The organism is Streptomyces lunalinharesii (genome assembly GCF_039532155.1).
GTDB classification, from domain to species: Bacteria; Actinomycetota; Actinomycetes; order Streptomycetales; family Streptomycetaceae; genus Streptomyces; species Streptomyces lunalinharesii.
The window spans coordinates 361,059-384,794 of sequence record NZ_BAAARK010000004.1; the positions used below are offsets into that span (position 1 = coordinate 361,059).

The window sequence follows — 23,736 nt, forward strand, 5'->3', positions numbered from 1 at the left end:
GTCCGCCGACCCGCCCGACAGCGTCCCCGACGTCTCAGGCGGTGTCCAGTCGGGCCCGCTGGTACGGGTCCAGGGCGAGGTCCAGCGCGGCCAGGCACTCGTCCAGCTGGGCCACCGAGCTGACCCCGAGCACCGGCACCACCGGCACCGGGCCGCCCATCAGCCACGCCAGCACCACCTGGTTCGCGGTGGCCCCGCACTCGGCCGCCACTTCGGCCAGCACCCGGCTGCGGACCACCGTCCCCGGATGGTCGTAGCGCTCGGGGAGCGGTTTGTCGGGGCGGGTGTAGGCGCCCTCCATCAGGGGCGAGTAGCCCAGCAGGGTCAGGTCGGGGTGCGCGGCGGCGTAGTCGAGGAGTTCCTCGTCGGTCTCCCGCTGGAGGCCGGCCGCCGGCTCCGGGCGCGGCCGGAGGTAGGTGTGCCGCTGCTGCACGGCGCAGAAGCCGGGCAGTGCGCGCGCGGCGGCGTGCTGTCGGGCCTCGGCGAGCCGCCAGGTGGCGTGGTTGCTGGCCCCCAGCGTGCCGACCCGGCCGTCCTGGACGCACCCGGCCAGCGCCTCGACGGTCTCGGCGAGCGGCACGGTGCGGTCCTCGACGTGCGCGTAGAAGAGGTCCACCCGCCTCGGTGCCCAGGCGGCGCAGGCTGCCGTCGAGGGCGGTGCGCAGGGCGCCGGCGCCGAGTCCCTCGGCGTTGGCGGGCCAGTGGGGGCCGCGGGCCGGGTCGGGCCGGGCGCCGGCCTTGGTGGCGAGCACCGTGCGCTCGCGCGCGCGGCGACTGCGCAACCAGCGCCCGAGCACCGTCTCGCTCTCGTCGCCGGTCGCACCGGGCACCCAGCAGGCGTAGTTGTTGGCGGTGTCGACGAACGTCCCGCCGGCCTCGGCGAAGCGGTCCAGGAGGGCGAACGCGGTCCGCTCGTCCACGGTGGTGCCGAACGGCATCGCCCCCAGGCAGAGGGCGCTGACCCGCGGTCCGTCGTCGCCGCCGAGCGTGCGGTGGTGCATGGTTTCTCTCCCTGGCAGGTCCTTGGACGCGGGTGGTGCCGGTCCCCGGCCGGGACCGGCACCACGGACTCTGCCGCTTGGAGTGCACACGAAGGCAAGCCCGTCGGGGGCCGCCCGCACCGGCGGCCCCCCGGGGCGTCACACCCCGGCGTTCAGGAACAGTCCGCCGTCGACGACGAGCGTCTGCCCGGTGATCCAGCCGGCCGCCTCGGACAGCAGGAAGGCCGCGGCCCCGCCGATGTCCTCGGGGACGCCGAGCCGCCCCATCGGGTAGCCGGCCGCCGCCTCCTCCTCGCGGTCCTCGTAGAGGGCCGCGGCGAACTTCGTCTTGATCACCGCGGGGGCAATGGAGTTGACCCGCACCACCGGTGCGAACTCGTGGGCCAGTTGGAGGGTGAGGTTCACCATCGCCGCCTTGCTCATCCCGTAGGCGCCGATGAACGGTGAGGGCGCGACGCCGGCGATCGAGGCGATGTTGACGATGGCGCCGCCGTTGTCCTTCTGCCAGGCGTGCCAGGTGCGTTGGGCGAAGCCCAGCGCCGAGACGACGTTGGTCTCGAAGACCTTGCGCGCCACGTTGAGGTCGAGGTCGGCGATCGGGCCGAACACCGGGTTCGTTCCGGCGTTGTTGACCAGGTAGTCGACCCGGCCGAAGGTCTCCATGGCCCGTTCGACGGCGGTGGCCTGGTGCGCCTCGTCGTGCGCCTTGCCGGCGACGGTGAGCACCCGCTCGGCGCCCAGCTTCCCGGCCGCCTCCTTCAGGGCGTCCTCGTTGCGCCCGGTGATGACGACCCGGTCCCCACGGGCGATCAGGGCCTCGGCGATGCCGTACCCGATGCCGCGGCTGGCCCCGGTGATCAGGGCCACCTTGCCGGAGGGCTCGGGGAGCCCGCTGTCCTGCGCTGTCATGTCGCGTCCTCCTGCTCCGGTGCTCCTGCGGTCGGTCGGGCGGTCAGCAGAGCGGGCCGCCGGCGACGTACAGGACCTGGCCGGAGACGAAGCCGGCCGCCTCACCGGTGAAGAAGGCGACCGCGTTGGCGATGTCGTCGGGGTTGCCGACGCGCTGCACCGGGATCTGGGTGGCGGCCGCGGTCTTGAAGTCCTCGAAGTCCATCCCGACCCGCTCGGCGGTGGCGGCGGTCATGTCGGTGGCGATGAAGCCGGGGGCGACGGCGTTCGCGGTGACGCCGAACTTGCCGAGTTCGATGGCGAGGGTCTTGGTGAAGCCCTGCAGACCGGCCTTGGCCGCCGAGTAGTTGACCTGGCCGCGGTTGCCGAGCGCCGAGCTGGAGGAGAGGTTGACGATCCGCCCGAACTTCGCGTCCACCATGTGCTTCTGACAGGCCCGCGACATCAGGAACGCACCGCGCAGGTGCACGTTCATGACCGTGTCCCAGTCGGTGTCGGTCATCTTGAACAGCAGGTTGTCGCGGAGCACGCCGGCGTTGTTGACGAGGAGGGTGGGCGCGCCGAGTTCCGTCGCGACGCGCTCGACCGCGGCCGCGACCTGGTCGCTGTCCGACACGTCACAGCCGACCGCGAGGGCCTTGCCGCCGGCCGCGGTGATCTTCTCGACGGTGTCCTTGCAGGCCGCCTCGTCGAGGTCGAGTACGGCGACGGCGCGGCCTTCGGCGGCCAGGCGGACGGCGGTGGCCGCGCCGATGCCGCGGGCCGCGCCCGTCACGATGGCGACACGCTGCTCGGTGGTGGACATGGGTTCTCCTCACCCTCGATCGTCGAAAACCTCGAACACCTCGACCGGCGGTCGGCCCCGATCCGATCGGGGTGAGCAACCGCTTAGTAGCCTCAGCAGGGCTGACGCTAGAAGCCCGACCACCCCCTGTCAACGCCCCACCACCGCACACTGGCCGCGAACGACGCGCGGGGCGGGCTCCCCGGAAGGGAGGCCCGCCCCGCGCACCGCGCGCCCGCGCGCTCAGCGCACCAGCAGTTCCAGCAGCCGTTCGGCCTCCACGGCGGGGTCGGCGGTCAGTCCGGTGTGCACCGGGCCCGGTTGGACGATGGTGCTGCGCGGCGCGATCAGCCAGCGGAAGCGCTGCCCCGGGTCCTCGCCGGACGCCTGGCCGGCCCGCGCGCCGCCCTCGCAGATGCCCTCCACGGCGCACAGTGCGGCGCGCACGCCGGCGACGTCCACCGTCGGGTCCAGCGCCAGCAGCCGGGCCTCGTCCAGGTGGGTGCGGGCCTCGACGAACCGCCGCGCGCGGCAGTACACCACCACTCCCGCGTTGATCATCTCCCCGCGCTCGACCCGCGGGACGACCTTCAGCAGCGCGTACTCGAAGACGTCGCGCCCGTTGTGCAGTCCACTCACTTCACGGCCCTCCGCGGCGCCTTGCCGGTCAGCCACTGCGGTGCCTGGGACGGCTTGTCCTTCGTCGGTTCCCCGATGGTGAGGCGCTCGCTGACGGTCCGCGCCCGCGCCAGCAGCGTGCGCACGTACGCCTGCCGCAGCTCGTCCGGTGCGTCGAAGCCCGGCTCGCCCTCCAGCCACGCGTCCGGCACCTCCGCGGCGACCTCGGTCAGCAGTTCCTCGGTGATCAACGGCGCGAACTCCTCGGCCGCCGCCGCGACGTCCGGCCCGAACGTGGCCAACGCGTGGTCGGAGGCGTCGTACGGCCGGGCCGAGGCCCGCTCCGCGGTCGGCCAGTTGTGGTGCCAGATCATCGCCGCACCGTGGTCGATGAGCCACAGCTCACCGTGCCACACCAACATGTTGGGATTGCGCCAGGACCGGTCCACGTTGTTGATCAACGCGTCGAACCACACGACCCGGCCCGCCTCGCGCGCGCCCACCTCGAAGGCGAGCGGATCGAAGCCCAGCGACCCCGGGAGGTAGTCCATGCCCAGGTTCAGCCCCCCGCTGCCCTTCAGCAGCGCCTGGACCTCCTGGTCCGGCTCGCTCAACCCGATCACCGGGTCGAGCTCCATCTGCACCAACTCCGGCACCCGCAGCCCGAGCCGCCGCCCCAACTCCCCGCAGATCACCTCCGCGACCAGCGTCTTGCGGCCCTGCCCGGCGCCGGTGAACTTCATGATGTAGGTACCGAGGTCGTCCCCCTCGACGATCCCCGGGAGCGACCCACCCTCACGCAAGGGCGTGACATAGCGGGTCGCAACCACCTCCCTCAACGCTTTCCTAGGCCCCACGGGTCATTTTCCTTAGAGTCAACGGCCGGCTTCACAGTGGCACACGCCCCGGAACCACCGCCCCGACCAGCCCCGGGGAGAACCCGGGGAGAATCGGCTGGCGCACGACCCGCCCCGCTCGCCCGAGCGGCCCGTCGAGGACGTTCGACCTTCGTTTCCGGCCTCCGGCATGAAGAGAGCATAGTAACCGAGCGTGATGGGCGAGGGTGAGTGCAGGAGCCACCGCGCGATCACCCCAGGCACTCCCCCGCCTCCGGGTGCGCAGCGCCCCCCGGATGAGCGGCCAGGACGCGAGGCCGCAGAGTGCGCGGCCGACGACAGCAGGAGCACTCCGAGGAGCGCACGCCGACCCGGACCGCCCGGAGCTCGGATGCCTTCTGCAACGGGCGGGCATCCGACCGAAAAGGTGGGGCTAGCCCCAGTGATCCCGTGATGCCGCTTCCGCAATACTCCTCGTGCAGCGGTGCGCCGGACCGGGCGTTTCCGCAAGGGGCAACCAGGAACGGGGACAGCGGACATGGCAGACCACCTCGCGTACGGGACCGAGTCGGGCTCGGTGGCGCAGGCGCAGCAGGCCGAGGCGGAGCGCTGGCGGCCGACCTTGTCCGGCCGCCTGCTGGCACCGTGGCGCGGACTGGTCCTGCTGGGCCTCGGCCTACTCTCCGCGGTGACGTCCTGGTTACTGTTGCTCGCAATGTGCCTGCTGTGCGTCTGGCTGGGCTTCGCACTGGTGCCCGTGGCGGCCCGCGCGCTGCATTTTCTGACGAGTCGCCAAATCGAGCTCGGTCGTCGCTGGTTCGGGATGTCCCCGACCGTCGCGGCGGCATCCGGCACCACCGGGCCAACGCTCCGGTCCGCCTCAGGCTCCACCCCGCCGCTCGTGCAGCGCGCCCTGTCCGTGCTCCGGACCCCGACCACCTGGCGCGACCTGGGCTGGGCCCAGTTGGCGCCGACCTTCCTCGGGTTCCTCGCGCTGCTCCCGTTCGCCCTGCTCGTCCACGGCTCGTTGGGCATCGCCCTGCCGTACCTCTGGGAGTACGTGGCTCCCGCCTTCGACGGTGCCTGGTTCGTGTTCGTCCCGTTGAGCAGCCACACCACGCACGTCGCGGCCGGCGTGGGCGTGGCGGAGGTCCTCCTCGGCCTGTGGGCGGGGCCGTACGTCCTGCGCGCCCAGTCCCGCGCCTCGCGGACCGTGCTCGGCCCCTCGGGCACCCGCACCTGACCCGCGGCGCGGCGCAGGCCCGATTTCCGACGAGTCCCCGCCTTCGGCAGGATGGGGCCCATGACTGAGATCCGCACCCCCCGCCTCCTGCTCCGTCGCTGGGACGACGACGACCTCGTGCCCATGGCCGACATCAACGCCGACCCTCGGGTCATGCACTGGGTCGACGACGGCGCGGTGCACGACCTGGACCACACGGCGGAGGCCATCGAGCGATGGGAGGAGGAGTGGGACGAGGAGGGCTTCGGGCTGTTCGCCGTCGAACTGCTCGCCTCGGGGGAACTGGCCGGGTTCACCGGACTGTACGTACCTGACTTCCTGCCGGAGGTGGGGCCCGCCGTGGCGATCGGCTGGCGGCTCGGCCAACAGTTCTGGGGCCAGGGATACGCGTCCGAAGCCGCCCAGGCCACGTTGGAGTTCGCACTCCAGGACCGTGGCCTCGACCACGTCATCAGCATCAGCCGGGCGGGCGACACGGCCTCCGAGAACGTCATCCGCAAGCTCGGCATGGTGCTGGAGCGCGAGACGACCCACCCGGTGCACGGCCATCCGCTGCGCGTGCACGCCATCGACCTCACCGAGTACCAGGCGTGAGCCGGGCAGGGGGACAGGCAGCCGGACAGGCAGGCTGCGGCAGCGCGCTCCTCGTCCGGTCGGGCGGTGCTCCATAGCTTCCGCGTTATGGGGAAGCGTCAGTGCTCCGGTCACGCATCCCTGCGCGAGCATGGTCGTGTTCATGGCGAACACGGCGTACAGCAACGTGACCGCGTACCGCTCCTGGATCCGGTCGATCGCGGGAGTCTGAGTCGGAGCCCGCGCCGCCCGCCCGGCGGCGGGAACCGGGGCCCTCGTCGTGGCGCGGCGAGGGCCCTCGTCGTCGCCCGGGATCGCCCGCCGCCCGGATCGGCGGGAGCGCCCGCGGCGTCCGGGAGCGGGCGGCGGCACGCCGTTCACGGTGGTCGCACGACGCGCGGATTCGGCCAGGTGCCGGGCGTCACCGCTGGAGAGCGACGCACGCGGACTCGACGCCTGAACTTTCAACAACTACTTGCCCGCTGTCCGTGCATTGCGCAAGCTCCCTTCATGGAACTGGAGTTGAGACATCTGAGGATCCTCCGCGCGATCGCCGACGCGGGCAGTCTGACCAGAGCGGCGACGGCGCTCGGGCTCGCGCAGCCCGCGCTCAGCGCACAGCTCAGACGGATCGAGCGCGCCTTCGGCGGCGCGCTCTTCGAACGCGGGCGGTACGGCGTGCGGGCCACGGCGCTCGGGGAACTCGTGCTGGAGCGGACCCGGGTCGTACTGCCGGCGGTGAGCGAACTCCAGCGGGAGGCCGCCCGGTTCGCGCTCACCAGGCGGGACACCGAGCGGCTGCGGTTGGGCGCGACGCACGGTCCGCTGCTGGGCGCGCTGGTGGACCGGCTCGCCGACGCCGCCCCGGACACCACGGTGACCACGCACGTCTCGTGGTCCGAGCGCGAGTTGGCCGAGCTGCTGGCCGACGGGCGCACGGACTTCGCCCTCGCCGGGGCCTGCGGGTCGGCGCCCCCGCCCGGCGCCGCGCACCTGGTCTGGCGCGACATCGCCGTCGATCCCATCTTCGTCATGCTCGCCGACGCTCATCCGCTCGCCCACCAACGGGAGGTCGACCTGGCCGCCCTGGCCGATGAGAAGTGGGCGTGCGTGCCGGGCGACGGCTGTTTCGGGGACTGTTTCACCGTGGCCTGCGCCCGGGCCGGCTTCAGCCCCCGCCGGATGTACGAGACGGACACCGCCTCCTGCGCGCACCTGGTGCAGGTGGGGCGCGCGGTGGGCCTGTGCCGGGCCACCTTCCCGCCGACCCCCGGCCTGACCACCCGCCCCCTCACCGGAACGCCCCTGCACTGGCGGCACTTGCTGGGCTGGCACCCGGCGAACCAGCGGCCCGACGTCGCGGCGACGGTGTTGGCGCAGGCACTGCGCGCCCACGCGCGTACGGCGGCGCGCTGCGACACCTACACGGACTGGCGGACTCGGGCGGGCCACGGGATCCGGCCGGCGGACTGCTGCGCCGTGGCGTTGGAGGAAGGGGCCGTCTGACGTCCGCGGCGAGTAACGGCGCCGCTCGCCACGCCCCGACCCGCGGAGCAGCCCGACCATCCGGTCTCAGACACCCCTTCCCCGTTGCTCAGGCACGAACAAGTCGCCTTCCCCACCGCCTCGTTGAGGTTCCTGTGGCCGTTGTGAGGCACGTGACGGGCCACGGCGCAACGATGCCCAGCGCACCCCGGCGTGCATCGCGGGCGGGCGGAAACCGCCGCAGGCTCGTTCCGCTCCATAACGCCGCCCAGGGGGATCGAGCGGTATCTCGCTGAACCACCGCCGCTGCCCCTACCGTCGTCGGTGGTGATCGCGTCCAGGGCGGCCCTCCGAACGGCATGGCGCGGTGTGCGCAGCGGTGCCTCGGTGTCGGCCGGTCGTCGTGCGCACGGTCCGCACCTCCGCGCAGCGCCAGTCACCCGTCAGGCACGCCCCGACCCTCTTCCTTCCCTACTCAGAAGACCGAGGAATCGCCATGACACCCCCTCCGCACCGCGACGCCGGCGCCGGCCGGCCGATCAGCCGCAAGAGCCTGTTGAAGGCGGCCGTCGCCGCCGGCGCCGCGGTCCCGCTGCTGTCGTCGGGCACGAGGGCGCTCGCCCGCGACTCCGCCGGCCAGGGACGTCCGCTGTCCGTGACGCCCGCCTGCGACGACGGGGACGGCCCCACCCACGACCAGATCGAGGGCCCCTACTTCAAGCCCGACTCCCCGCTGCGGACGAACCTGGTGGACGCCGGGATGCCCGGCACCGCGCTGACCGTCAGCGGGTACGTCTTCGGCCGGCACTGCTCCCCCCTCGCCGGTGTGCTGCTCGACTTCTGGCAGGCCGACGACGCCGGCAGCTACGACATGGCCGGCTACACGCTGCGCGGCCATCAGTTCACCGATGCCCGCGGAGCGTTCTCGCTGACCACGATCGTGCCGGGCCTGTACCCGGGCCGCACTCGGCACCTCCACGTCAAGGCACAGGCACCCGGAGGGCCCGTGCTGACCAGCCAGTTGTACTTCCCCGGCGAGCCGCGGAACGCCACCGACGCCCTCTTCGACGCCGCGCTGCTGATGAACGTCCGCGGGGCCGGCAACGGCAAGGAGGGCACGTTCGACTTCGTGTTGGACGTCGACGGGACACCGGGGCCCGGTGACCCCACCGATCCGCCCACCGATCCGCCGAGCGGTGCCTGGGCGCCCGGCCGCTCCTACGCCGTGGGCGACCGGGTCGGCTACCAGGGCGGCACCTACCGCTGCGTACAGGCCCACACGTCGATGGCCGGCTGGGAACCGCCGCACGTCTCGGCGCTGTGGCGCCGCGAGTGACCACCGGTCCCGCGCCAGGCACCGGCCACCCGACCCGGCCGGCCCGGCCGCACGACGGGGAGGCAGCACGCGGGCCCGCACCCGGGTCAGCCGGTCGGCTGGTCCGGGTGCGGGCCCGTCGCTGCTTCAGGGGTGCACGTGCCGTGCGGAGCGCGTCAGCAGCTGTAGACGATCTGCGGGCACCGGGTCCGGGCAGCGCCAGGGTGCGCGGCCGACGGCGTTGCCCGAGGCTGGTCCGCCGCCCCGGGGCGGGCCGGGGTTCACTCGTGGGCGCTGATGATGCCGCCGGTGCTGAGCACGATGGGGATGCCGTTGGCGTCGAGGCCGACGTCGTGGCCCTTGGTCTCCAACGTGGCGTCCACCGAGCCGTCGTGGCCGATGATCTGCGCGCGGTAGCGCAGTTCGCCGAGCTTCGTCACCTTGGCGGTCCAACCACCGGCCAGGTGGAACGTGCCGGGGCCCTGCTGCCCACCGCCCATCCAGGAGTGGACCTCGCCGCCCATCGTGAGGACCACGAACATGTCGTTGGCGTCCAGCCCGGCGTCGATCTCCTGCGCGGTGGTCTCCAGGGTGGCCAGCACCGAACCACGGCTGATGATCTTGGCGCGGTAGCGCTGCTTGCCGAGGTCGTAGACCTCCGCCTTGCTGCCGTCCACCAACTTCACGGTGCGGGTCGGGGATTGCGAGGTGCCCTTGCCGGCACGCGAGGCACCCGACTGCGCTCCCGCAGCGCTCGACTTCGCCTCGTCCTTGCCGCCGGTCTTGGCGTCGCCCTTCGCGCCGGAGTCCGCCTGGGAGTCGGCCGGCGCCGCGGCGGAGGAGCCCGCGCCGTCGGCCCCGGCGGTGGCCGTCTGCCCCGCGGCCTTGCTGCCGCCGGCGTCCGAACCCGAGCAGGCGGTCAGGGACAGCGCAGCGGCCGCGGTCAGGGCCGCCGCGGCCACCCGCAGGGTGCGGCGCCGGCGGGCGGTGCGGGCAACGGTGTGGGAAGTCATTGGGGGTCCCCCGGGGGCAGTTGGTGACGAGATTTCCTCGGTGCGACACCCACTCTGCTCGGGACCGCTATCGCGGGGCTGCCGCTCCGCTAACACCCCGCTAACCTCGCGCTCTCGCGTAGCGGAGAGCCTGACGGCGGCCCCCGGCGCCGCTCTGCCCGTGGCGAATCTGCTGCGGGCAGAGAAACCGCATCCGGGGGCCGTTCGAGGTCAAGAGTGGAGTCGACGGCAGACCCGCCTCGACAAGGAGACCCGATGACACCACTCGCCACGCTGCCGCTGCGCGCGGAGGAGGGCGACACACCGCCCAGCCGCTTCGACGACCACCTCGCGGCACAGTTGCTCGCCCAACGGATCGTCCTCCTCGGCACACAGGTCGACGACGTGTCGGCCAACCGGGTGTGCGCGCAGTTGCTGCTGCTGTCGGCGGAGGACCCGCGCACCGACATCAGCCTGTACATCAACAGCCCCGGCGGTTCGGTCACCGCGGGCCTGGCCATCTACGACACGCTGCGGCTCATCCCCAACGACGTCTCGACGCTGGCGATGGGGTTCGCCGCGAGCATGGGCCAGTTCCTGCTCGCGGTGGGGACGCCCGGCAAACGGTTCGCGCTGCCGAACGCGCGGATCATGATGCACCAGCCGTCGGCGGGCATCGGCGGCAGCGCCGCGGACATCGAGATCCAGGCGGAGAACCTGGAGTTCACCAAGCGGGCCATCGAGCGGATCACGGCCGAACACACCGGGCAGAGCGAGGAGACGATCAGGCGGGACGGCGACCGGGACCGCTGGTTCACGGCCGAACAGGCCAAGGAGTACGGGATCGTGGACCGGGTGGTGGAGTCGCTCGCCGACATCCGCCCGGCCGCGTCGCGTCCACGGATGGGGTTGTGACATGGGGTCGTACACGGTTCCCTACGTCGTCGAGCGGACCGCGCAGGGCGAGCGGTCCTACGACGTCTTCAGCCGGCTGCTGAACGAGCGGATCATCTTCCTCGGCACCGAGATCGACGACGGCGTCGCCAACGTGGTCATCGCGCAACTCCTGCACCTGGAGTCGGCGAACCCGGAGCGGGAGATCTCGATCTACCTCAACTCGCCTGGTGGATCGTTCACTTCGCTGATGGCGATCTACGACACGATGACGTTCGTGCAGGCGCCGATCTCCACGTTCTGCGTCGGCCAGGCGGCGTCGACGGCGGCGGTGCTGCTGGCCGGCGGCGATCCCGGACGGCGGTTCGCGCTCCAGCACGCACGGGTGCTGCTCGGCCAGCCGGCCAGCAGCGGGCAGCAAGGGACGGTCTCCGACCTCAGCCTCGCGGCCAAGGAGATGGCCCGCATCCGCGCGCAGGTGGAGGAGGTCCTGTCCCGCCACACGCACCACGACGTGGCGACGCTGCGTGCGGACATGGACCGGGACAAGGTGCTCACCGCCGAGGAGGCCGTCGCCTACGGGCTGGCCGACGAGGTGTTGAGCCGGCGGCTCGCGTTCGTCTGACCGCGCGCGGCCGCGGACGGTGAGCCGGCCGGTACGACGGTGGTGCGCCCCGACGTACCGGCCGTCGGCGCGGTCAGGCGGCGAGGCAGAGGCCGTCGTACTGCGCGGTGGGGGACGTCCGGCCGCGGCCCGTCCGGCTGCTCCGGGGGTGGCGGGCCAGTTGGTCCTGGGTGCGCGAGAGCAGGTCGCCGAGGCCGAGGCCGAGGGCCCGGGCGGCGGCCGCGAGCACCTCGGAGGAGGCTTCCTTGCGTCCGCGCTCCAGTTCCGACAGGTACGGCATCGAGATCCGGGCCGCCTCCGCGACGTCCTTGAGCGTGCGTTCCTGGGCGAGCCGCTCGCGCCGCAGCACGTCGCCGACGAGGTCGCGCCACAGCGGCTCCCTCGGTGCGGGCGTCCGCTGGGCTCCCGCCGACCGCTGCGGGGCACCGTTCACCCCACCGGAATCGGGCGGCGAGGGCTGCGTGCGCAGGGGCAGGACGCGGGCTTCGTTCGGCGCATGAGTGGTCACCTCTTCAGCCTAGGGATCCGGGGCGCCGGGGGAAGGCAGCGGCGTTCTGCCCTGGGTGAAGCCGTGCGGTCGGGCGCTCATCGAGCGCGCCGTGTGCCGGCCGACCGGGCGCCGCCGCTTCAACGGCCGGTGGCGAGCATCCAGATGCCGATGCCCGTGAACAGACTGCCGGCTGCGAGCGGAAACGCGACGTCCCAGAGCCGCCTCGTGGCGAGGTCGATGCGCGCGGCCTTCGGGGCGTCGGAAAGGTAGCGCACCGGGACCCGACCGCCCACCGGAAGGCCCTTGACCCCCGATGACTTGGACTGGAACTCGTGACGAGTGCCCTGCGCATCGACGAATTCGACCACCGCGAAATAGGAAGGGCCGCCCTCGTTTCCCGAGTTGCTCTCGTGGTGGCGGACCACCAGGCCCCTGGCGGTGATCCCTTCGCGTTGGAGACGGCGCTGGGCCATGGCCTCACGAGCGCCAAAACCGACGACGGTGAGACCTGCCAGTAGCGCCAACGCGATCCACACCGTGGGCTCTCCTTCCCTGGCTTGCGCGACTCTTCTCTTCGGGCATCTCCCCTTGGGGAAGGGGACGCTGCGTCGAGGACGTGCGGTTCCCTGGACGTCCAAGCCCCGAGAAAGGCGCACGCCCGGCGAATCGCACGCTTCATGGGCGTTATGGCTGTGCTGGACCGTTTCTTTCGGATTTATTTTGCCGATCAGACGGCGATGGTGGTGGTGATCACGACTTCGGAGCCCAATTCGGAATCGACGGCTCAAGCCATGCCGATTGGGCCTCAGTTGACGACACATCGGACTAGTGACCAGATGCTTTGAAAGAAGCGCCCTAATCGGGATCAGGCACTCGGCGTCGAAAAGTCCCTTCTAACGGTGACCTGAGTGGGCATCAGTGGCGCGTTAGCGAATTGGTAGCGGCGTGGGAGAAGATGGAGTCATCCGATGAACGGGGCAACGGGACTGTTGTGGCCCGGCCCTTGTGCGTGCCCGAACGAAACGAGGAACAACCGTGAACCGCACCTACACCGCCCGACTCCGACGCGTAGCGCTCACCGCGGCCGCCGGTGCGGCACTCGCGGTGACCGTCACCGCCTGCGGTCCGGCCGACGGCAGCGGTTCCGACGACTCCGCCGCCGGCAAGGCCACCAGCGCCGCGTCGAGCGACACCGGCAAGGACGCTTCCGGCAGCGGCCCCTCCGACCAGGCCACCTCCGGCAGCGGCAACGGCAGGACCGCGAAGGAGGGTTCCTCCGCCGGCACCGGATCGGCGCCGTCGGGCGGCAAGAAGGGCCACGGACAGACCTGCGGGGCCAACGACCTGACGTTCAGCGCGAGTTCCAAGTCCCAGGCAGGCGGTTACATCCTGCTCGCGGCCCGCGCCAAGTCCGGCATCACCTGCACCATTCCCAGCGGCCTGCCCTCGATCTCCTTCGGCTCCGCCGGCATCGAAGCCCATCCCGCCGAGCAGTCCGTCGGCCCGGCGATCGAACTCGGCGGCTCCAAGACCGCCTACGCCGGCATCAACCCCAAGACCACCAAGGACAACAACAGCGTCGAGTTCACCTTCCTCATCGCGGCCATCGGCAACTCCGACCCCAACCCCGCGAGCGTCAACACCGGCCCCATCAAGGTCGACCAGCCGATCGTCACCAACTGGCACACCAGCCCCGACGGCACCGTCCCCGGTGACGGCACGGACCAGTAACGCCAGCCGGCGGGCTGCCGTATCCGGTCGGGTACGGCAGCCCGTAGGCCGTTGCCTGGCGTCACGCCCCCGGCCGTCGTACTGACGGTCGCCAGGCAGCAGGAACATTCCCACGTCGAAGGCCCCAACGAGCAATGCCCTCAACGGTGTTGGCGCACCCGGTCAGCTCATCGCGGCGCGGTTGACGGCGGCCATGACGGAGTGGACCGAGGCAGCCAGGAGGGACGTGTCCCAACCCGCTCCCCAACAGGTCACGTCGCGGACCCGGCACTCGGCGTAGGAGACCGCGTGGCTGCCCGGCCCGGTGGTGGTGGCGTGCTCCGCGTAGTGCAGGATGTCGACCGGGATGCCGACGGTTCCGAGGGCGTCGGCGAGTGCGGCCAGCGGCCCGTTCCCGGAGCCCTGGCAGTGCCGCTCCTCCTCGTCGACGTGCAGGACACAGGTGAACCGGTGCTCACCCGGGGCGGTTTCCGTGGTGTTCCAGGAGACCAGCCGGACCGGGCCGTCCTCGGCGGGGCTGAGGTAGGTGGTGCGGAACAGCTCCCACAGGTCCTTGTGCGACAGTTCCCGACCGCTGCTGTCGGAGACCTGCTGCACGGTGCGGGAGAAGTCCGGACGCATCGTCCTGGGCAGGTCCAGGCCGTGCTGGGTCCGCAGCAGGTGGGCGATGCCGCCCTTGCCCGACTGGGAGTTGATGCGGATGACCTCCTCGTACGTGCGGCCGACGTCCCCGGGGTCGATGGGCAGGTACGGGACCGCCCAGGGCGCGTCCGCGACGTCGAGCCCGCGGTCGGCGGCCTGCTTCGCGTGGTGCGCCATGCCCTTGGCGATGGCGTCCTGGTGGGTTCCGGAGAAGGCCGTGTGCACGAGTTCGCCGCCGTAGGGGTGACGCGGGTGGAGCGGCAGCCGGGTGCAGTGCTCCACCACCTCGCGGACGGCGTCGATGTCGGAGAAGTCGATCATCGGGTTCACGCCCTGGGTGTAGAGGTTCAGGGCCAGGGTGACCAGGTCGACGTTGCCGGTCCGTTCGCCGTTGCCGAACAGGCAGCCCTCCACCCGCTGCGCACCGGCCAGCAGGGCGAGTTCCGCGCAGGCGACGCCGGTGCCGCGGTCGTTGTGCGGATGGACGGAGAGGATCACCGCTTCGCGCCGGGCCAAGTGGGCGTCCATGTAGGCGATCTGGTCGGCGTACACGTTCGGGGTCGCCACCTCGACCGTCGCCGGCAGGTTGTGCACCACCGGACGGCTGGCGCAGGCGTCCCACAGTTCGGTCACGCTGTTGCAGACGTCCAGGACGAAGTCCGGTTCGGTGAGGTTGAACACCTCCGGCGAGAACTCGAACCGGATGTCCGCCCCCGGCCGTTCCTCGGCCCGGCGCAGCAGGTGGGTGGCCGCTTCCAGGATCAGTGCGTGCACCTCGGAGCGGGACCGGCCCAGCACCACGTCCCGCCAGGTCGGTGCGGTGGCGGTGTAGAGGTGGACGAGGGTACGGGGCAGCCCCTCGATCGAGGCGACGGTCCGGTCGATGAGGTCCCGGCGGGCCGCCGTGAAGACGGAGACGGTCACGTCGTCGGGGACCGCGCCGCTGTCCGCGAGATGGCGGACGAAGTCGAAGTCGGTCTGGCTGGCGGACGGGTAGCCGACCTCGATCTCCTTGAACCCCATGGCGACCAGGAGGTCGAACATCCGGCGCTTGCGTGCGGTGTCCATCGGTTCCGCCAGCGCCTGGTTGCCGTCGCGCAGGTCCACCGGAACCCACAGGGGGGCGCGCTCGATCCGGCGGGACGGCCAGTCGCGTTCCGTCAGGGGCACTGCGACCCGGTCGTGCACCGGACGGTAGCGGTGGTGCGGCATCGCGCTCGGTCGTTGCGGATTCCACCGCGGCGCACCTGCCGGGATCTCGCCGGACGGCGTGCGCAGAGTGGGGAACGTCGTGGTTTCACTGGGGCCCATGTGGCAGAACTTCCCTCGGTCGGCCGGCTGACGACCGGCGCAGCCTGCTACCCCGCTGCGGGGTGCCGGTCGTGTCAGGCCCCGCAGCGGCAACCGAGGAGGAGCACGTCGATCAGCAGCATGGCGAGCACAGTAGCCGCTTCCAACTCCTCAGACAACCTGAGGGGCTGATCGCTGGTGGCGGATCGAGGGCCGGTGGGCGCCGGACCGGACTGCGCCCGCCCCGCCCCCGCGCCTCACCGCGAAGCATCGCGGCGCGCACCGCCAGCCACCTCCGCCGGCGCTCGGCGGCAGCTTTGCCCGGAGTAGACTCGGCACCCGAATCATCAGACAACCTGAGAGGTGATGGCGGAATGCCGCTCGGCGCCCTCCGTCCCAGTCCCCTGGTCGAGCAGGCCACCCAGCACCTGCGCGACCAGATCACCGGTGGACAGTGGCCGGTGGGGACCAAACTGCCGGCCGAGACCGCCCTGGCCAAGACGTTGGGCGTGGGCCGCTCCACCGTGCGCGAGGCGCTGCGCGCCCTGGCCGGGGCCGGGCTGGTCCAGGCCCGGCAGGGCGCCGGCGTCTTCGTGATCGCCACCGAGCCCGAGGAGGACTGGCCCACCCGGCTGCGGCGCGCCGCGGTCACCGACGTCTACGAGGTCCGGATGCTCGTCGAGGTGCAGGCCGCGCGCCTGGCGGCACAGCGCCGCACCAAGGTCGACCTCGTCGCCATGCGGGCCGCGTTGGAGGCCCGCCGGGCCGCGGCGGCCGGCGATGACGCGGCCTTCGTCGACGCCGACATCGCGCTGCACACCGCGGTCGTCACCGCCGCCCACAACCCCGTGCTGAGCGAGCTCTTCGCCGAATTCGTCCCCGCGCTCCGCACGGGCCTGATCGACCTGATGGACATCCTCGACCTGCGGACCCACGAACCCCAGGATGGGGACGAGGCCCACGAGGCCCTGATGGCGGCCGTCGAACGCGGCGACGCCGACACTGCCAGCAGGACGTTGCAGGCCGAGTTGGAGGGGACCCTCGCCCGCCTGTACCGCCTCTGAGGCGCGGCGGGCGGGACGCCGGGGCGGGCGCGGCGGTCCGCGCGGTTCACAGCAGGAAGGAGAACCACGGGGAGCCCGGCGCGATCCGTTCGATCGACAGGGGGCTGTCCCCCATGCGCCGCAGCAGGCTGTCGAGGTCCTGGGGACGCTCCAGCTCGATGCCCACGAGGGCCGGCCCGGTCTCCCGGTTGTTCTTCTTGACGTACTCGAAGGCCACGATGTCCTCGCCCTTGTCCAGCACCTCGTCGAGGAAGTGCCGCAGCGCGCCCGGCTGTTGGGGGAACGTCACCAGGAAGTAGTGGCGCAGTCCCACGTGCACCAGCGAGCGTTCCACCACGTCGGCGTAGCGGCTCACGTCGTTGTTGCCACCGGACACCACGCACACCACGGTGCCCGGTCCCGTGTCGGACACCACCTGCCGGGCCGCCGCGCTCGCCAGCGCACCGGCCGGTTCGGCGATGATCCCGTCGCTCTGGTAGAGGTCGAGCATCTCGGTGCACACCGCGCCCTCGTCGACCGCGACGACCTCGTCGACCAACTCCTTGACCAGCGGGAAGGCCCGCTCGCCGACCTTGCCCACGGCTGCCCCGTCGACGAACGAGTCGAGTTCGGACAGCGCCACGGGCCCGCCGTGCGCCAAGGCGGCCCGCATGCTGGCGGCGCCGGCCGGTTCGGCGCCGACGATCCGGGTGCGCGGCGCGTGCGCGCGCAGCCAGACGGCGACTCCGCTGATCAGGCCGCCACCGCCGACCGGCACCACCACCGTGTCGACGGCGGTGTCGCACTGCTGGGTGATCTCGCGGGCGACCGTGCCCTGCCCGGCCATCGTCCGCACGTCGTCGAAGGGGTGGACGTACACCGCGCCGGTGCGCTCGCTGTCCCAGTGCGCCGCGGCGCTGGCCTCGTCGTAGGTGCTGCCGACCACGACGAGTTCGACCATGTCGCCGCCGAACGCCGTGATGCGCTCGCGCTTCTGCCGCGGCGTGTTGGAGGGCACGAACACCCGGCCGCGGATGCCGAGCCGGCGGCAGGCGAAGGCAACGCCCTGGCCGTGGTTGCCGGCGCTGGCACAGACGACACCGCGCCGCTGCTCCTCGTCGGTGAGCGACGAGACCAGGTTGAAGGCGCCACGGACCTTGTACGAACGGCAGAGCTGACTGTCTTCCCGCTTCAGCAGGATCCGGCTGCCGAGCAGCTCCGAGAGCCGCTGGTTCTCCTCCAACGCCGTCCGCCGCACCACCGGCGCAAGCCGTCGCGCCGCCTGTTCGATACTGCCTGCGTTCAACGTGCCTGACATCCGCGGATCGTAACGCGGCGCAACGGCGGCCCCTTCGCGTCGACCACGATGCGGACAGGGTGCGCGGTGCGCCCGCAGCGCGGCGCGGTGACCGCTCCTCCGACGCACGACACCGGCTCGTCGCCAGGATCGGAGAATTCATATAGATGACTTCGGGCGGTCAACTCGACCGGTCAGCGTGTGGCCATGGCTGCTTCCTATTCCTTGCTGCACCTGACAGACGTCCATGCCGTGCCCGAGGGCCTGCTGCACGGTTCCGCCGACCCCTGGGCCGGGCTGACCGCCGCGCTCGACTCGGCCGTCGCCTCGGGCACGACGTTCGACGCGATCGTCCTCTCCGGCGACAACACCGACAGCGGTGACGAGGTCTCCTACCGGCTCCTGGGGCAGGCGGTGGACGCCGCCGCGGAACGGCTCGGCGCCCGGGTCGTCTACGCGGCCGGCAACCACGACGCCCGCGGCGCCCTGCGGGCCGGGCTGTTCGGGCAGGCACCCACCACGGAACCGTACGACCACGTCGTGCTGGTCGGCGGGTTGCGCCTCGTGGTGCTGGACACCTCGGCGCCCGGCAGGCACCACGGGGAACTCGACGACGCCCAACTCGCCTGGCTGGCCGAGCGGTTGGCGGAGCCGGCGGCGGACGGCACGGTGCTGGTCATGCACCACCCGCCGCTCGGCGGGCTGACCCCCGGCTTCGACGACCCGCGACTGTCGCCGCACATCGACCTGCGCGAGCCGGACCGCCTGGCCGAGGTGGTCCGGGGCAGCGACGTGCGACTGGTCCTGGCCGGCCACACCCACAGCGCGGCCGCCGGCCAGTTCGCCGGGGTGCCGGTGTGGGTGGGGCCGGGCAGCGCCTACGCCGCGGACCCGCTGTCCCCGGCGGGCGTGATCACTGCCGTGCCGTTCCAGGCATGCACCAAGGTGGAGATCACCGCGACGGACGTGCGGACCGTGCTGGTGCCGCTGCGGCAGGGTCCGCCGGTCTACCAACTGCCGCTGCAACAGCTGGTTTCCCACCTGAGCGAGCACTGAGGGCCGGCGGGACCGACCGGCCGCGGCGACCCCTCGCGGTCACCCGCCCGCCCCGGCACGGCAGCGCCGGCGGCGGGCGACGGCGTCATTCGTAGTGGGTGGTGAAGGCCACCAGATCACCCCGGCACCGCCGCACGACCCGGCACAGGGGCTGCTCGTCCTCGACGAGCAGCCCCTCGCGCACGAGGACGGCACTGCCCGGCTCGGCCTGGAACGCGTCCCGGTCCTCCAGTCCCGCGAGGTCGGCGGAGACGGTGTGACTGCGGTAGCGGACGTCGTGGCCCAGGCGCCGCAGCGCGCCCAACAGGCCCTCCTCCGGCGCGAAGGCGAGGTCGGCGAGGCGGGGCGGCAGGACGTACCGACTGGCCACGCAGGGCACCGTGTCCATCCGCAGCAGCGTGGCGACCTCCCACACCTCGTCGCCGACGAGCCCCAGGGCCCTGGCGCCGGCCGGGTCCTCGCGCAGCCCGGCCGCGCGCAGTTCCTCACCGCCGGTGAAGCGGGCGGCGACGGCGTCGGCCACGCCGGGGCGGTGCAGTCGGGTCTCCGGATCGATCGCCACCTCGAACCGGCGCTGCACCGCGCGCACGTAGCTGCCGCTGCCGTGCCGGGTCTCCACCAGTCCGGTGGTGCGCAGCTCCACCATGGCTTGACGGGCCGTCAGTCGGTGCACGGCGTACCGGTCGGCGAGCGCCTCCTCGGTGGGCAGTCGCGAGCCGGGGGGCAGGTCGCCGGATTCGATGCGCTGGGCCAGCTCACGGGCGATCGCGCGGTAGCGGGCTTCTCTGGGCACGACGCCACTCTACGGCTCCGCGCGGGCCGCGCGGAGCGCCGGGCGGCGCCCCGGAACCGGGCGGGGAGAGTGTTCCCGAGCCGTTCATCCCCACGTCGCTCACCAGGGCTGACGCCCCACGACGGGAAAGTCATATAGATGACTCCATGCCTCTCGTGAACTTCCGCGACGTCGCGGACAACGCCGGCCCGCGCCTGCGCCCCGGCCTCCTCTACCGCTCCGCCCGCCCGACCGGACTGACCGCCGCCGAACTGACCGCCGCCGCTCCCGGACTGCGCTGCGTCGTCGACCTGCGCGGCCCGGACGAGCGCACCGAGGCCGACTGGGCGGCCGCCGACGCGCTCGGCGCCACCGTGCGCAACCTGCCCGGCCAGGGGTCCCCGACCGACCTGGCGGCCCTGCCCCCCGGCACCACGCTCGGCGGGCTCTACACCCTGCTGCTCGACCACCGCACCGCCTGGTTCGCCTCGGTCGTCGCCGAACTCGCCGACCGCCTGCCCGCCGTGGTGAGTTGCGCGGCGGGCAAGGACCGCACCGGCCTCACCGTGGCCCTCGTCCTGGACCTGGTGGGCGTCGGACGCGCGGACATCATCCGCGACTACACCGCCACCGCGGCCGCCATGCCCGAGGTCCTGGCGGCGTTGGAACTGGCCCCGGCCAACGGCGTGCCGGCCGACCGGCGCTACGCCGGAGCGGCCGCCGTCGGCGGGCTGCTGGACGCCCCCGAGGACGCCATCACCGCCTTCCTCGACGCCCTGGCCGAACGCGGCGGCGCCGAAGCCCTCCTCACCCGACACGGCCTGCCCCGGGACCACGTCGGCCGACTGCGCGCGGCCCTGGCCGCCTGACCGGACCGGAACACCACCATGAGCGCCTCGATCCCCGCCCCGTCGCCCCACCACGCCCCCGGCACCGCACCGGACGCGCCCGCCGGACCGGCCCCGGCCGCGCCCCGGCGCGGCGTGACCACGCTGATCGGCCTGACCGAACTGTGCTACGCGGCCGCCGTCTCCCTGCCGTTGGTCCTCGGCCTGGGCCAACGCATCCAACAGCTCGCACCGCACGACAAGACCACGGTGCTGGGCCTGGTCACCGCGCTCGGCGGGGTCACCACGATCCTCGTCACGCCGCTCGCGGGCCACCTCTCGGACCACACCACCAGCCGCTTCGGGCGGCGCCGGCCCTGGATCCTCGCCGGCGCGGCGACCGGCCTGCTCGGCCTGTTCCTGCTCGCCCTCGCCCCGAACACCACGGCCCTCGCGCTCAGTTGGATGGTCGCCGTGGCCGGCTACCAGACACTGGCCGCGGCCCTCACCGCCGTCGTCGTCGACCAGTACCCACCGCACCGTCGCACGCGGGTGGCCGGCACCTTCTCCATGTGCAACATCGGCGGCGTGGTGCCCGCCATGCTCCTGGCCACCACGCTGCGCGGCCGGGTCACGCTCCAGTTCACGGTGTGCGGGGCGTTGGCGCTGGTGGCCGCCGCACTGCTGTGCCTGGTACTGGCCGACCGTCGCCTGGCCGTCGGCGACCGGCCGCGGGTGAGCGCCCGCTCGTTGGCCGCGTCCCTGCTGGTCCTGCCGCGCGCGGCGCACGACTTCCGCATCCTGTGGACCCAACGCCTGTTGGTGAGTTTCGGCTACGCGATGATCTCGGCGTACTCGCTCTACTACGTCCAGGACCGCCTGCACCTGAACGCCGAGGCCGGGGCCCGGCTGGTCGGCGCGACCACCCTCCTCACCACCCTGTGCTCCGGGCTGACCGCCTACCTCGCCGGCAGGTGGGCCACCCGCACGGGGCGCAGCCGGTCCGTGCTGCTGTGGGCGACGTTGCTGATGGGCGCCATGCTCGCCGTCAAGGCGGTCACCGCGGACCTGACCGCCGTCTACCTCTACGGTGCCGTCTTCGGCGGCGCCCTGGGCGCCTACTACGCCGTCGACCTCGGCCTGGTCTCCCAGGTGCTGCCCGACGAGCGGGACGCCGGACGGTACCTCGGCGCGTTCGCCCTGGCCAAGAACCTCCCCATGGCGATCGGTCCGGCCCTGGCCCCGGCCCTGCTCGCCGTCGGCCACGATCCCTTCTCCGGCGGGGCGAACTACCTGGCGCTGTTCCTGGTCTGCACCGCGGTCACCGCCGTCGCCGCCGTCCTGGTGCCGCGCCTACGGGGGAACGCGGACACGTAGCCGGTGCCGGGCCGTGCGGCGGCGCCGTGTGGTGCGCCGCCGCACGGGCAGGTCTGCGCGCCCGGGCGGTCCGGCGCCGGCTGGCACCATCACCGTCATGACCTGGGCTGCCAGTTGAGCGTCGAGATGGCCTAGCGGGGCACGGGCCGCCGCACGCCGTCCGCTTCCCCGAGCGCGCGCCGGCGAAAGCGGGTGGTGTGGTCGGATTCCGCCGAGGGGGCGGGGGGTGGTGTCGGATGGCGCCGTGCGGTGGCCGGTTGGTGGCTCGGCGGGCGCGGTGGGCGGAGGCTGGCAGGCGTCTTGATCGAGAGGTCCGGAGGGGAATTCATGGACACCGATGTGTTGATCGTCGGCGCGGGTCCGACCGGCATGACGCTGGCCAACGAGCTGCTGGTGGCGGGCGTGTCGGCCGTGCTGGTCGACAAGCTCGCGCGGCGCAGCGAGTTGTCGAAGGCCGGCGGCGTGCAGTCCCGCACGCAGGAGGCGTTCGACCAGCGCGGACTGCTGGAACCGTTGCTGGCCACCGGCGACTACCCCGCCGGCACCGCGCACTTCGCCGGCATCACCCTGACGCTGACCCGAGGCCGGCACCGCCTGCCCTGGCGGTCCATACCCCAGGTGGCGATCGAGGGGTTCCTCGAAGCGCACCTCGCCGCACGCGGCAGCCGCGTCCGGCGCGACCACGAACTGACCGACCTCGCCCAGGACGCGGACGGGGTCACCGCGACCTTCGCCGGCGGTGCCCGGATCCGTTGCCGGTACCTCGTGGCCGCCGACGGTGGCCACAGCACGGTGCGGTCACTGCTGCGGGCCGCGTTCCCCGGCAGGCCGGGCACGGCGACCACGGTCGCCGCCGACGTGCGGTTGGGCGGCGACGAGCTCCCGACGCACACCTGGAGTCCGGACGGGCACTGGGTGCACGTGTTCCCGTTGGGCACCGATCCGCAGGGCCGGCCGCTGCGCCGGCTGGCGATGGGCGGGCCGGGCCGGTCACTGCCCCGGGACGTCCCGGTCACCGCGGACGAGATCCGTGACGGCCTGCGCGGCGCCTTCGGCTCCCGGGTGGAACTGCTCGAACTGCGCTACGCCCGCCGGATCACCAACGCGGCCCGCCAGGTCGCCCAGTACCGGCACGGGCGGGTGTTCCTGGCCGGCGACGCCGCCCACGTGCACCTTCCGATCGGCGCGCAGGGCATGAACACCGGGATCCAGGACGCGCTCAACCTCGGGTGGAAACTCGGCGCCGCCGTGCACGGTTGGGCCCCTGAGGGACTGTTGGACACCTATCACGCGGAACGGCACCCGGTCGGGGCGGGCGTGCTGCGCAACGTCCAGGCACAGAGCCTGCTGATGGACTCGGAGGGCACCCGCGCCCCGGACGTGACGGCCGCCAGGGAACTGTTCGCGGGCATGACGCACCTGCGGGACGTCCAGTACCACCTGGACGACATGCTGTCCGGCATGGGCCTGCGCTACGCGATGCCGGGCGCCGAGGACGAGCCGCTGGTCGGGCTGCCCGCGCCGGACCCGGGCGGCGGGCCGGTCCGGTGGCACGAGCTGTTGCGGTCCGGGCGCGGGGTCCTGCTCGACCCGGACGACGGGTTCGCCAAGGTCGCGGACCTCTGGTCGGACCGGGTGGACCGGGTGTGCCGGGCCGAGGGCACCCGGCCGATGCTCGTGCGACCGGACGGGTACGTGTGTTGGGCCGGCAGCCCGGACGGACCGGAGGCGGCGCTCGGGCACTGGTTCGGCGCGCCGAAGTGACGTGTGCTGCCCGACGGGGCCCGGGGGCCTGGAGTGACGGCCGGTACCGGCGGCCGGGCGACCGGGGCGCACCGACGTGCGAGGGCAGTGCGCCCCGGCCTCGTCCCGTCCGTCCTGTCCCGGCGGGCTGGCTCCGACGCTAGGGCGTGCGCCGGTGGACCGCGAGGCGAAC

22 protein-coding genes and 1 pseudogene are annotated in these 23,736 nt (G+C 72.7%); 12 read left to right on the forward strand and 11 right to left on the reverse strand.

Annotated features, from left to right (window positions below; all coding sequences use genetic code 11):
- Positions 1 to 34: 34 nt before the first annotated feature.
- From ABD385_RS09195 to ABD385_RS09215, 5 genes and pseudogenes are all read right to left on the reverse strand, one after another.
- Positions 35 to 1,001: pseudogene (locus ABD385_RS09195) on the reverse strand (aldo/keto reductase).
- A gap of 138 nt (positions 1,002 to 1,139) precedes the next feature.
- Positions 1,140 to 1,910, reverse strand: a complete 771-nt coding sequence (locus ABD385_RS09200) for an SDR family oxidoreductase (protein WP_344574568.1) — start codon at positions 1,908 to 1,910, stop codon at positions 1,140 to 1,142.
- A gap of 43 nt (positions 1,911 to 1,953) precedes the next feature.
- The gene (gene fabG / locus ABD385_RS09205; RefSeq protein WP_344574569.1) at positions 1,954 to 2,715 is read right to left on the reverse strand and encodes a 3-oxoacyl-ACP reductase FabG; all 762 of its coding nucleotides are present in this window, start codon (positions 2,713 to 2,715) and stop codon (positions 1,954 to 1,956) included.
- Between the two features lie 222 nt (positions 2,716 to 2,937).
- Entirely contained in the window at positions 2,938 to 3,333 is a 396-nt protein-coding gene (locus ABD385_RS09210; protein ID WP_344574570.1) for a DUF3037 domain-containing protein, read from the reverse strand.
- A complete protein-coding gene (locus ABD385_RS09215) occupies positions 3,330 to 4,151 on the reverse strand; it encodes a HipA family kinase (protein ID WP_344574571.1) in 822 nt (273 codons plus the stop codon). Before ABD385_RS09215 ends, ABD385_RS09210 begins: the two co-directional genes overlap by 4 nt.
- A 535-nt stretch (positions 4,152 to 4,686) precedes the next feature.
- Here ABD385_RS09215 and ABD385_RS09220 point away from each other — a divergent pair.
- The 4 genes from ABD385_RS09220 to ABD385_RS09235 all read left to right on the forward strand — a co-directional run bounded on the left by ABD385_RS09220 (position 4,687) and on the right by ABD385_RS09235 (position 8,785).
- Positions 4,687 to 5,391, forward strand: a complete 705-nt coding sequence (locus ABD385_RS09220; RefSeq protein ID WP_344574572.1) for a hypothetical protein — start codon at positions 4,687 to 4,689, stop codon at positions 5,389 to 5,391.
- A gap of 60 nt (positions 5,392 to 5,451) precedes the next feature.
- Positions 5,452 to 5,985, forward strand: coding sequence for a GNAT family N-acetyltransferase (locus tag ABD385_RS09225; protein WP_344574573.1), 534 nt, complete (start codon positions 5,452 to 5,454; stop codon positions 5,983 to 5,985).
- A gap of 489 nt (positions 5,986 to 6,474) precedes the next feature.
- On the forward strand, positions 6,475 to 7,470 hold the full coding sequence (locus tag ABD385_RS09230) for a LysR family transcriptional regulator (RefSeq protein ID WP_344574574.1): 996 nt from the start codon (positions 6,475 to 6,477) through the stop codon (positions 7,468 to 7,470).
- A gap of 475 nt (positions 7,471 to 7,945) precedes the next feature.
- Positions 7,946 to 8,785 (forward strand): dioxygenase family protein, encoded by an 840-nt coding sequence (locus tag ABD385_RS09235; protein ID WP_344574575.1) that lies wholly within the window; start codon positions 7,946 to 7,948, stop codon positions 8,783 to 8,785.
- A gap of 260 nt (positions 8,786 to 9,045) precedes the next feature.
- Here ABD385_RS09235 and ABD385_RS09240 read toward each other — a convergent pair whose 3' ends face one another.
- On the reverse strand, positions 9,046 to 9,777 hold the full coding sequence (locus ABD385_RS09240; protein WP_344574576.1) for a hypothetical protein: 732 nt from the start codon (positions 9,775 to 9,777) through the stop codon (positions 9,046 to 9,048).
- Between the two features lie 255 nt (positions 9,778 to 10,032).
- Between ABD385_RS09240 and ABD385_RS09245 the strand changes: the two genes are divergently transcribed.
- Positions 10,033 to 10,671: an ATP-dependent Clp protease proteolytic subunit gene (locus ABD385_RS09245; protein WP_344574577.1), complete on the forward strand. Its 639-nt coding sequence runs from the start codon at positions 10,033 to 10,035 to the stop codon at positions 10,669 to 10,671.
- 1 nt (position 10,672) lies between these two features.
- Positions 10,673 to 11,275: a ClpP family protease gene (locus tag ABD385_RS09250; RefSeq protein WP_344574578.1), complete on the forward strand. Its 603-nt coding sequence runs from the start codon at positions 10,673 to 10,675 to the stop codon at positions 11,273 to 11,275.
- Positions 11,276 to 11,348: 73 nt separating this feature from the next.
- Here the strand turns inward: ABD385_RS09250 and ABD385_RS09255 are convergent, their stop codons facing one another.
- Both ABD385_RS09255 and ABD385_RS09260 read right to left on the reverse strand, forming a co-directional pair.
- On the reverse strand, positions 11,349 to 11,783 hold the full coding sequence (locus tag ABD385_RS09255) for a helix-turn-helix domain-containing protein (RefSeq protein WP_344574579.1): 435 nt from the start codon (positions 11,781 to 11,783) through the stop codon (positions 11,349 to 11,351).
- 119 nt (positions 11,784 to 11,902) lie between these two features.
- The gene (locus ABD385_RS09260) at positions 11,903 to 12,301 is read right to left on the reverse strand and encodes a DUF3592 domain-containing protein (protein WP_344574580.1); all 399 of its coding nucleotides are present in this window, start codon (positions 12,299 to 12,301) and stop codon (positions 11,903 to 11,905) included.
- Positions 12,302 to 12,800: 499 nt separating this feature from the next.
- On the opposite strand from ABD385_RS09260, the gene ABD385_RS09265 reads away from it, so the two are divergent.
- The gene (locus ABD385_RS09265; RefSeq protein WP_344574581.1) at positions 12,801 to 13,496 is read left to right on the forward strand and encodes a DUF4232 domain-containing protein; all 696 of its coding nucleotides are present in this window, start codon (positions 12,801 to 12,803) and stop codon (positions 13,494 to 13,496) included.
- Between the two features lie 162 nt (positions 13,497 to 13,658).
- Here ABD385_RS09265 and leuA read toward each other — a convergent pair whose 3' ends face one another.
- Positions 13,659 to 15,449 (reverse strand): 2-isopropylmalate synthase, encoded by a 1,791-nt coding sequence (gene leuA / locus ABD385_RS09270; protein ID WP_344574582.1) that lies wholly within the window; start codon positions 15,447 to 15,449, stop codon positions 13,659 to 13,661.
- Positions 15,450 to 15,802: 353 nt separating this feature from the next.
- On the opposite strand from leuA, the gene ABD385_RS09275 reads away from it, so the two are divergent.
- Positions 15,803 to 16,492 carry a FadR/GntR family transcriptional regulator gene (locus ABD385_RS09275; protein WP_344574583.1) on the forward strand — a complete coding sequence of 230 codons (690 nt, stop codon included), beginning with the start codon at positions 15,803 to 15,805 and terminating at the stop codon, positions 16,490 to 16,492.
- Positions 16,493 to 16,538: 46 nt separating this feature from the next.
- Here ABD385_RS09275 and ilvA read toward each other — a convergent pair whose 3' ends face one another.
- On the reverse strand, positions 16,539 to 17,789 hold the full coding sequence (gene ilvA / locus ABD385_RS09280; protein WP_344574584.1) for a threonine ammonia-lyase IlvA: 1,251 nt from the start codon (positions 17,787 to 17,789) through the stop codon (positions 16,539 to 16,541).
- 186 nt (positions 17,790 to 17,975) lie between these two features.
- Here ilvA and ABD385_RS09285 point away from each other — a divergent pair, with 186 nt between their 5' ends.
- A complete protein-coding gene (locus tag ABD385_RS09285) occupies positions 17,976 to 18,824 on the forward strand; it encodes a metallophosphoesterase (protein WP_344574585.1) in 849 nt (282 codons plus the stop codon).
- An 85-nt stretch (positions 18,825 to 18,909) separates the two neighbouring features.
- Here the strand turns inward: ABD385_RS09285 and ABD385_RS09290 are convergent, their stop codons facing one another.
- Positions 18,910 to 19,617 (reverse strand): GntR family transcriptional regulator, encoded by a 708-nt coding sequence (locus ABD385_RS09290; RefSeq protein ID WP_344574586.1) that lies wholly within the window; start codon positions 19,615 to 19,617, stop codon positions 18,910 to 18,912.
- Between the two features lie 146 nt (positions 19,618 to 19,763).
- Here ABD385_RS09290 and ABD385_RS09295 point away from each other — a divergent pair, with 146 nt between their 5' ends.
- From ABD385_RS09295 to ABD385_RS09305, 3 genes are all read left to right on the forward strand, one after another.
- A complete protein-coding gene (locus ABD385_RS09295; RefSeq protein WP_344574587.1) occupies positions 19,764 to 20,465 on the forward strand; it encodes a tyrosine-protein phosphatase in 702 nt (233 codons plus the stop codon).
- Positions 20,466 to 20,483: 18 nt separating this feature from the next.
- Complete coding sequence (locus tag ABD385_RS09300; protein ID WP_344574588.1) at positions 20,484 to 21,800, forward strand: MFS transporter; 1,317 nt, start codon at positions 20,484 to 20,486, stop codon at positions 21,798 to 21,800.
- A 327-nt stretch (positions 21,801 to 22,127) separates the two neighbouring features.
- A complete protein-coding gene (locus ABD385_RS09305) occupies positions 22,128 to 23,564 on the forward strand; it encodes an FAD-dependent monooxygenase (protein WP_344574589.1) in 1,437 nt (478 codons plus the stop codon).
- Positions 23,565 to 23,736 lie beyond the last annotated feature (172 nt).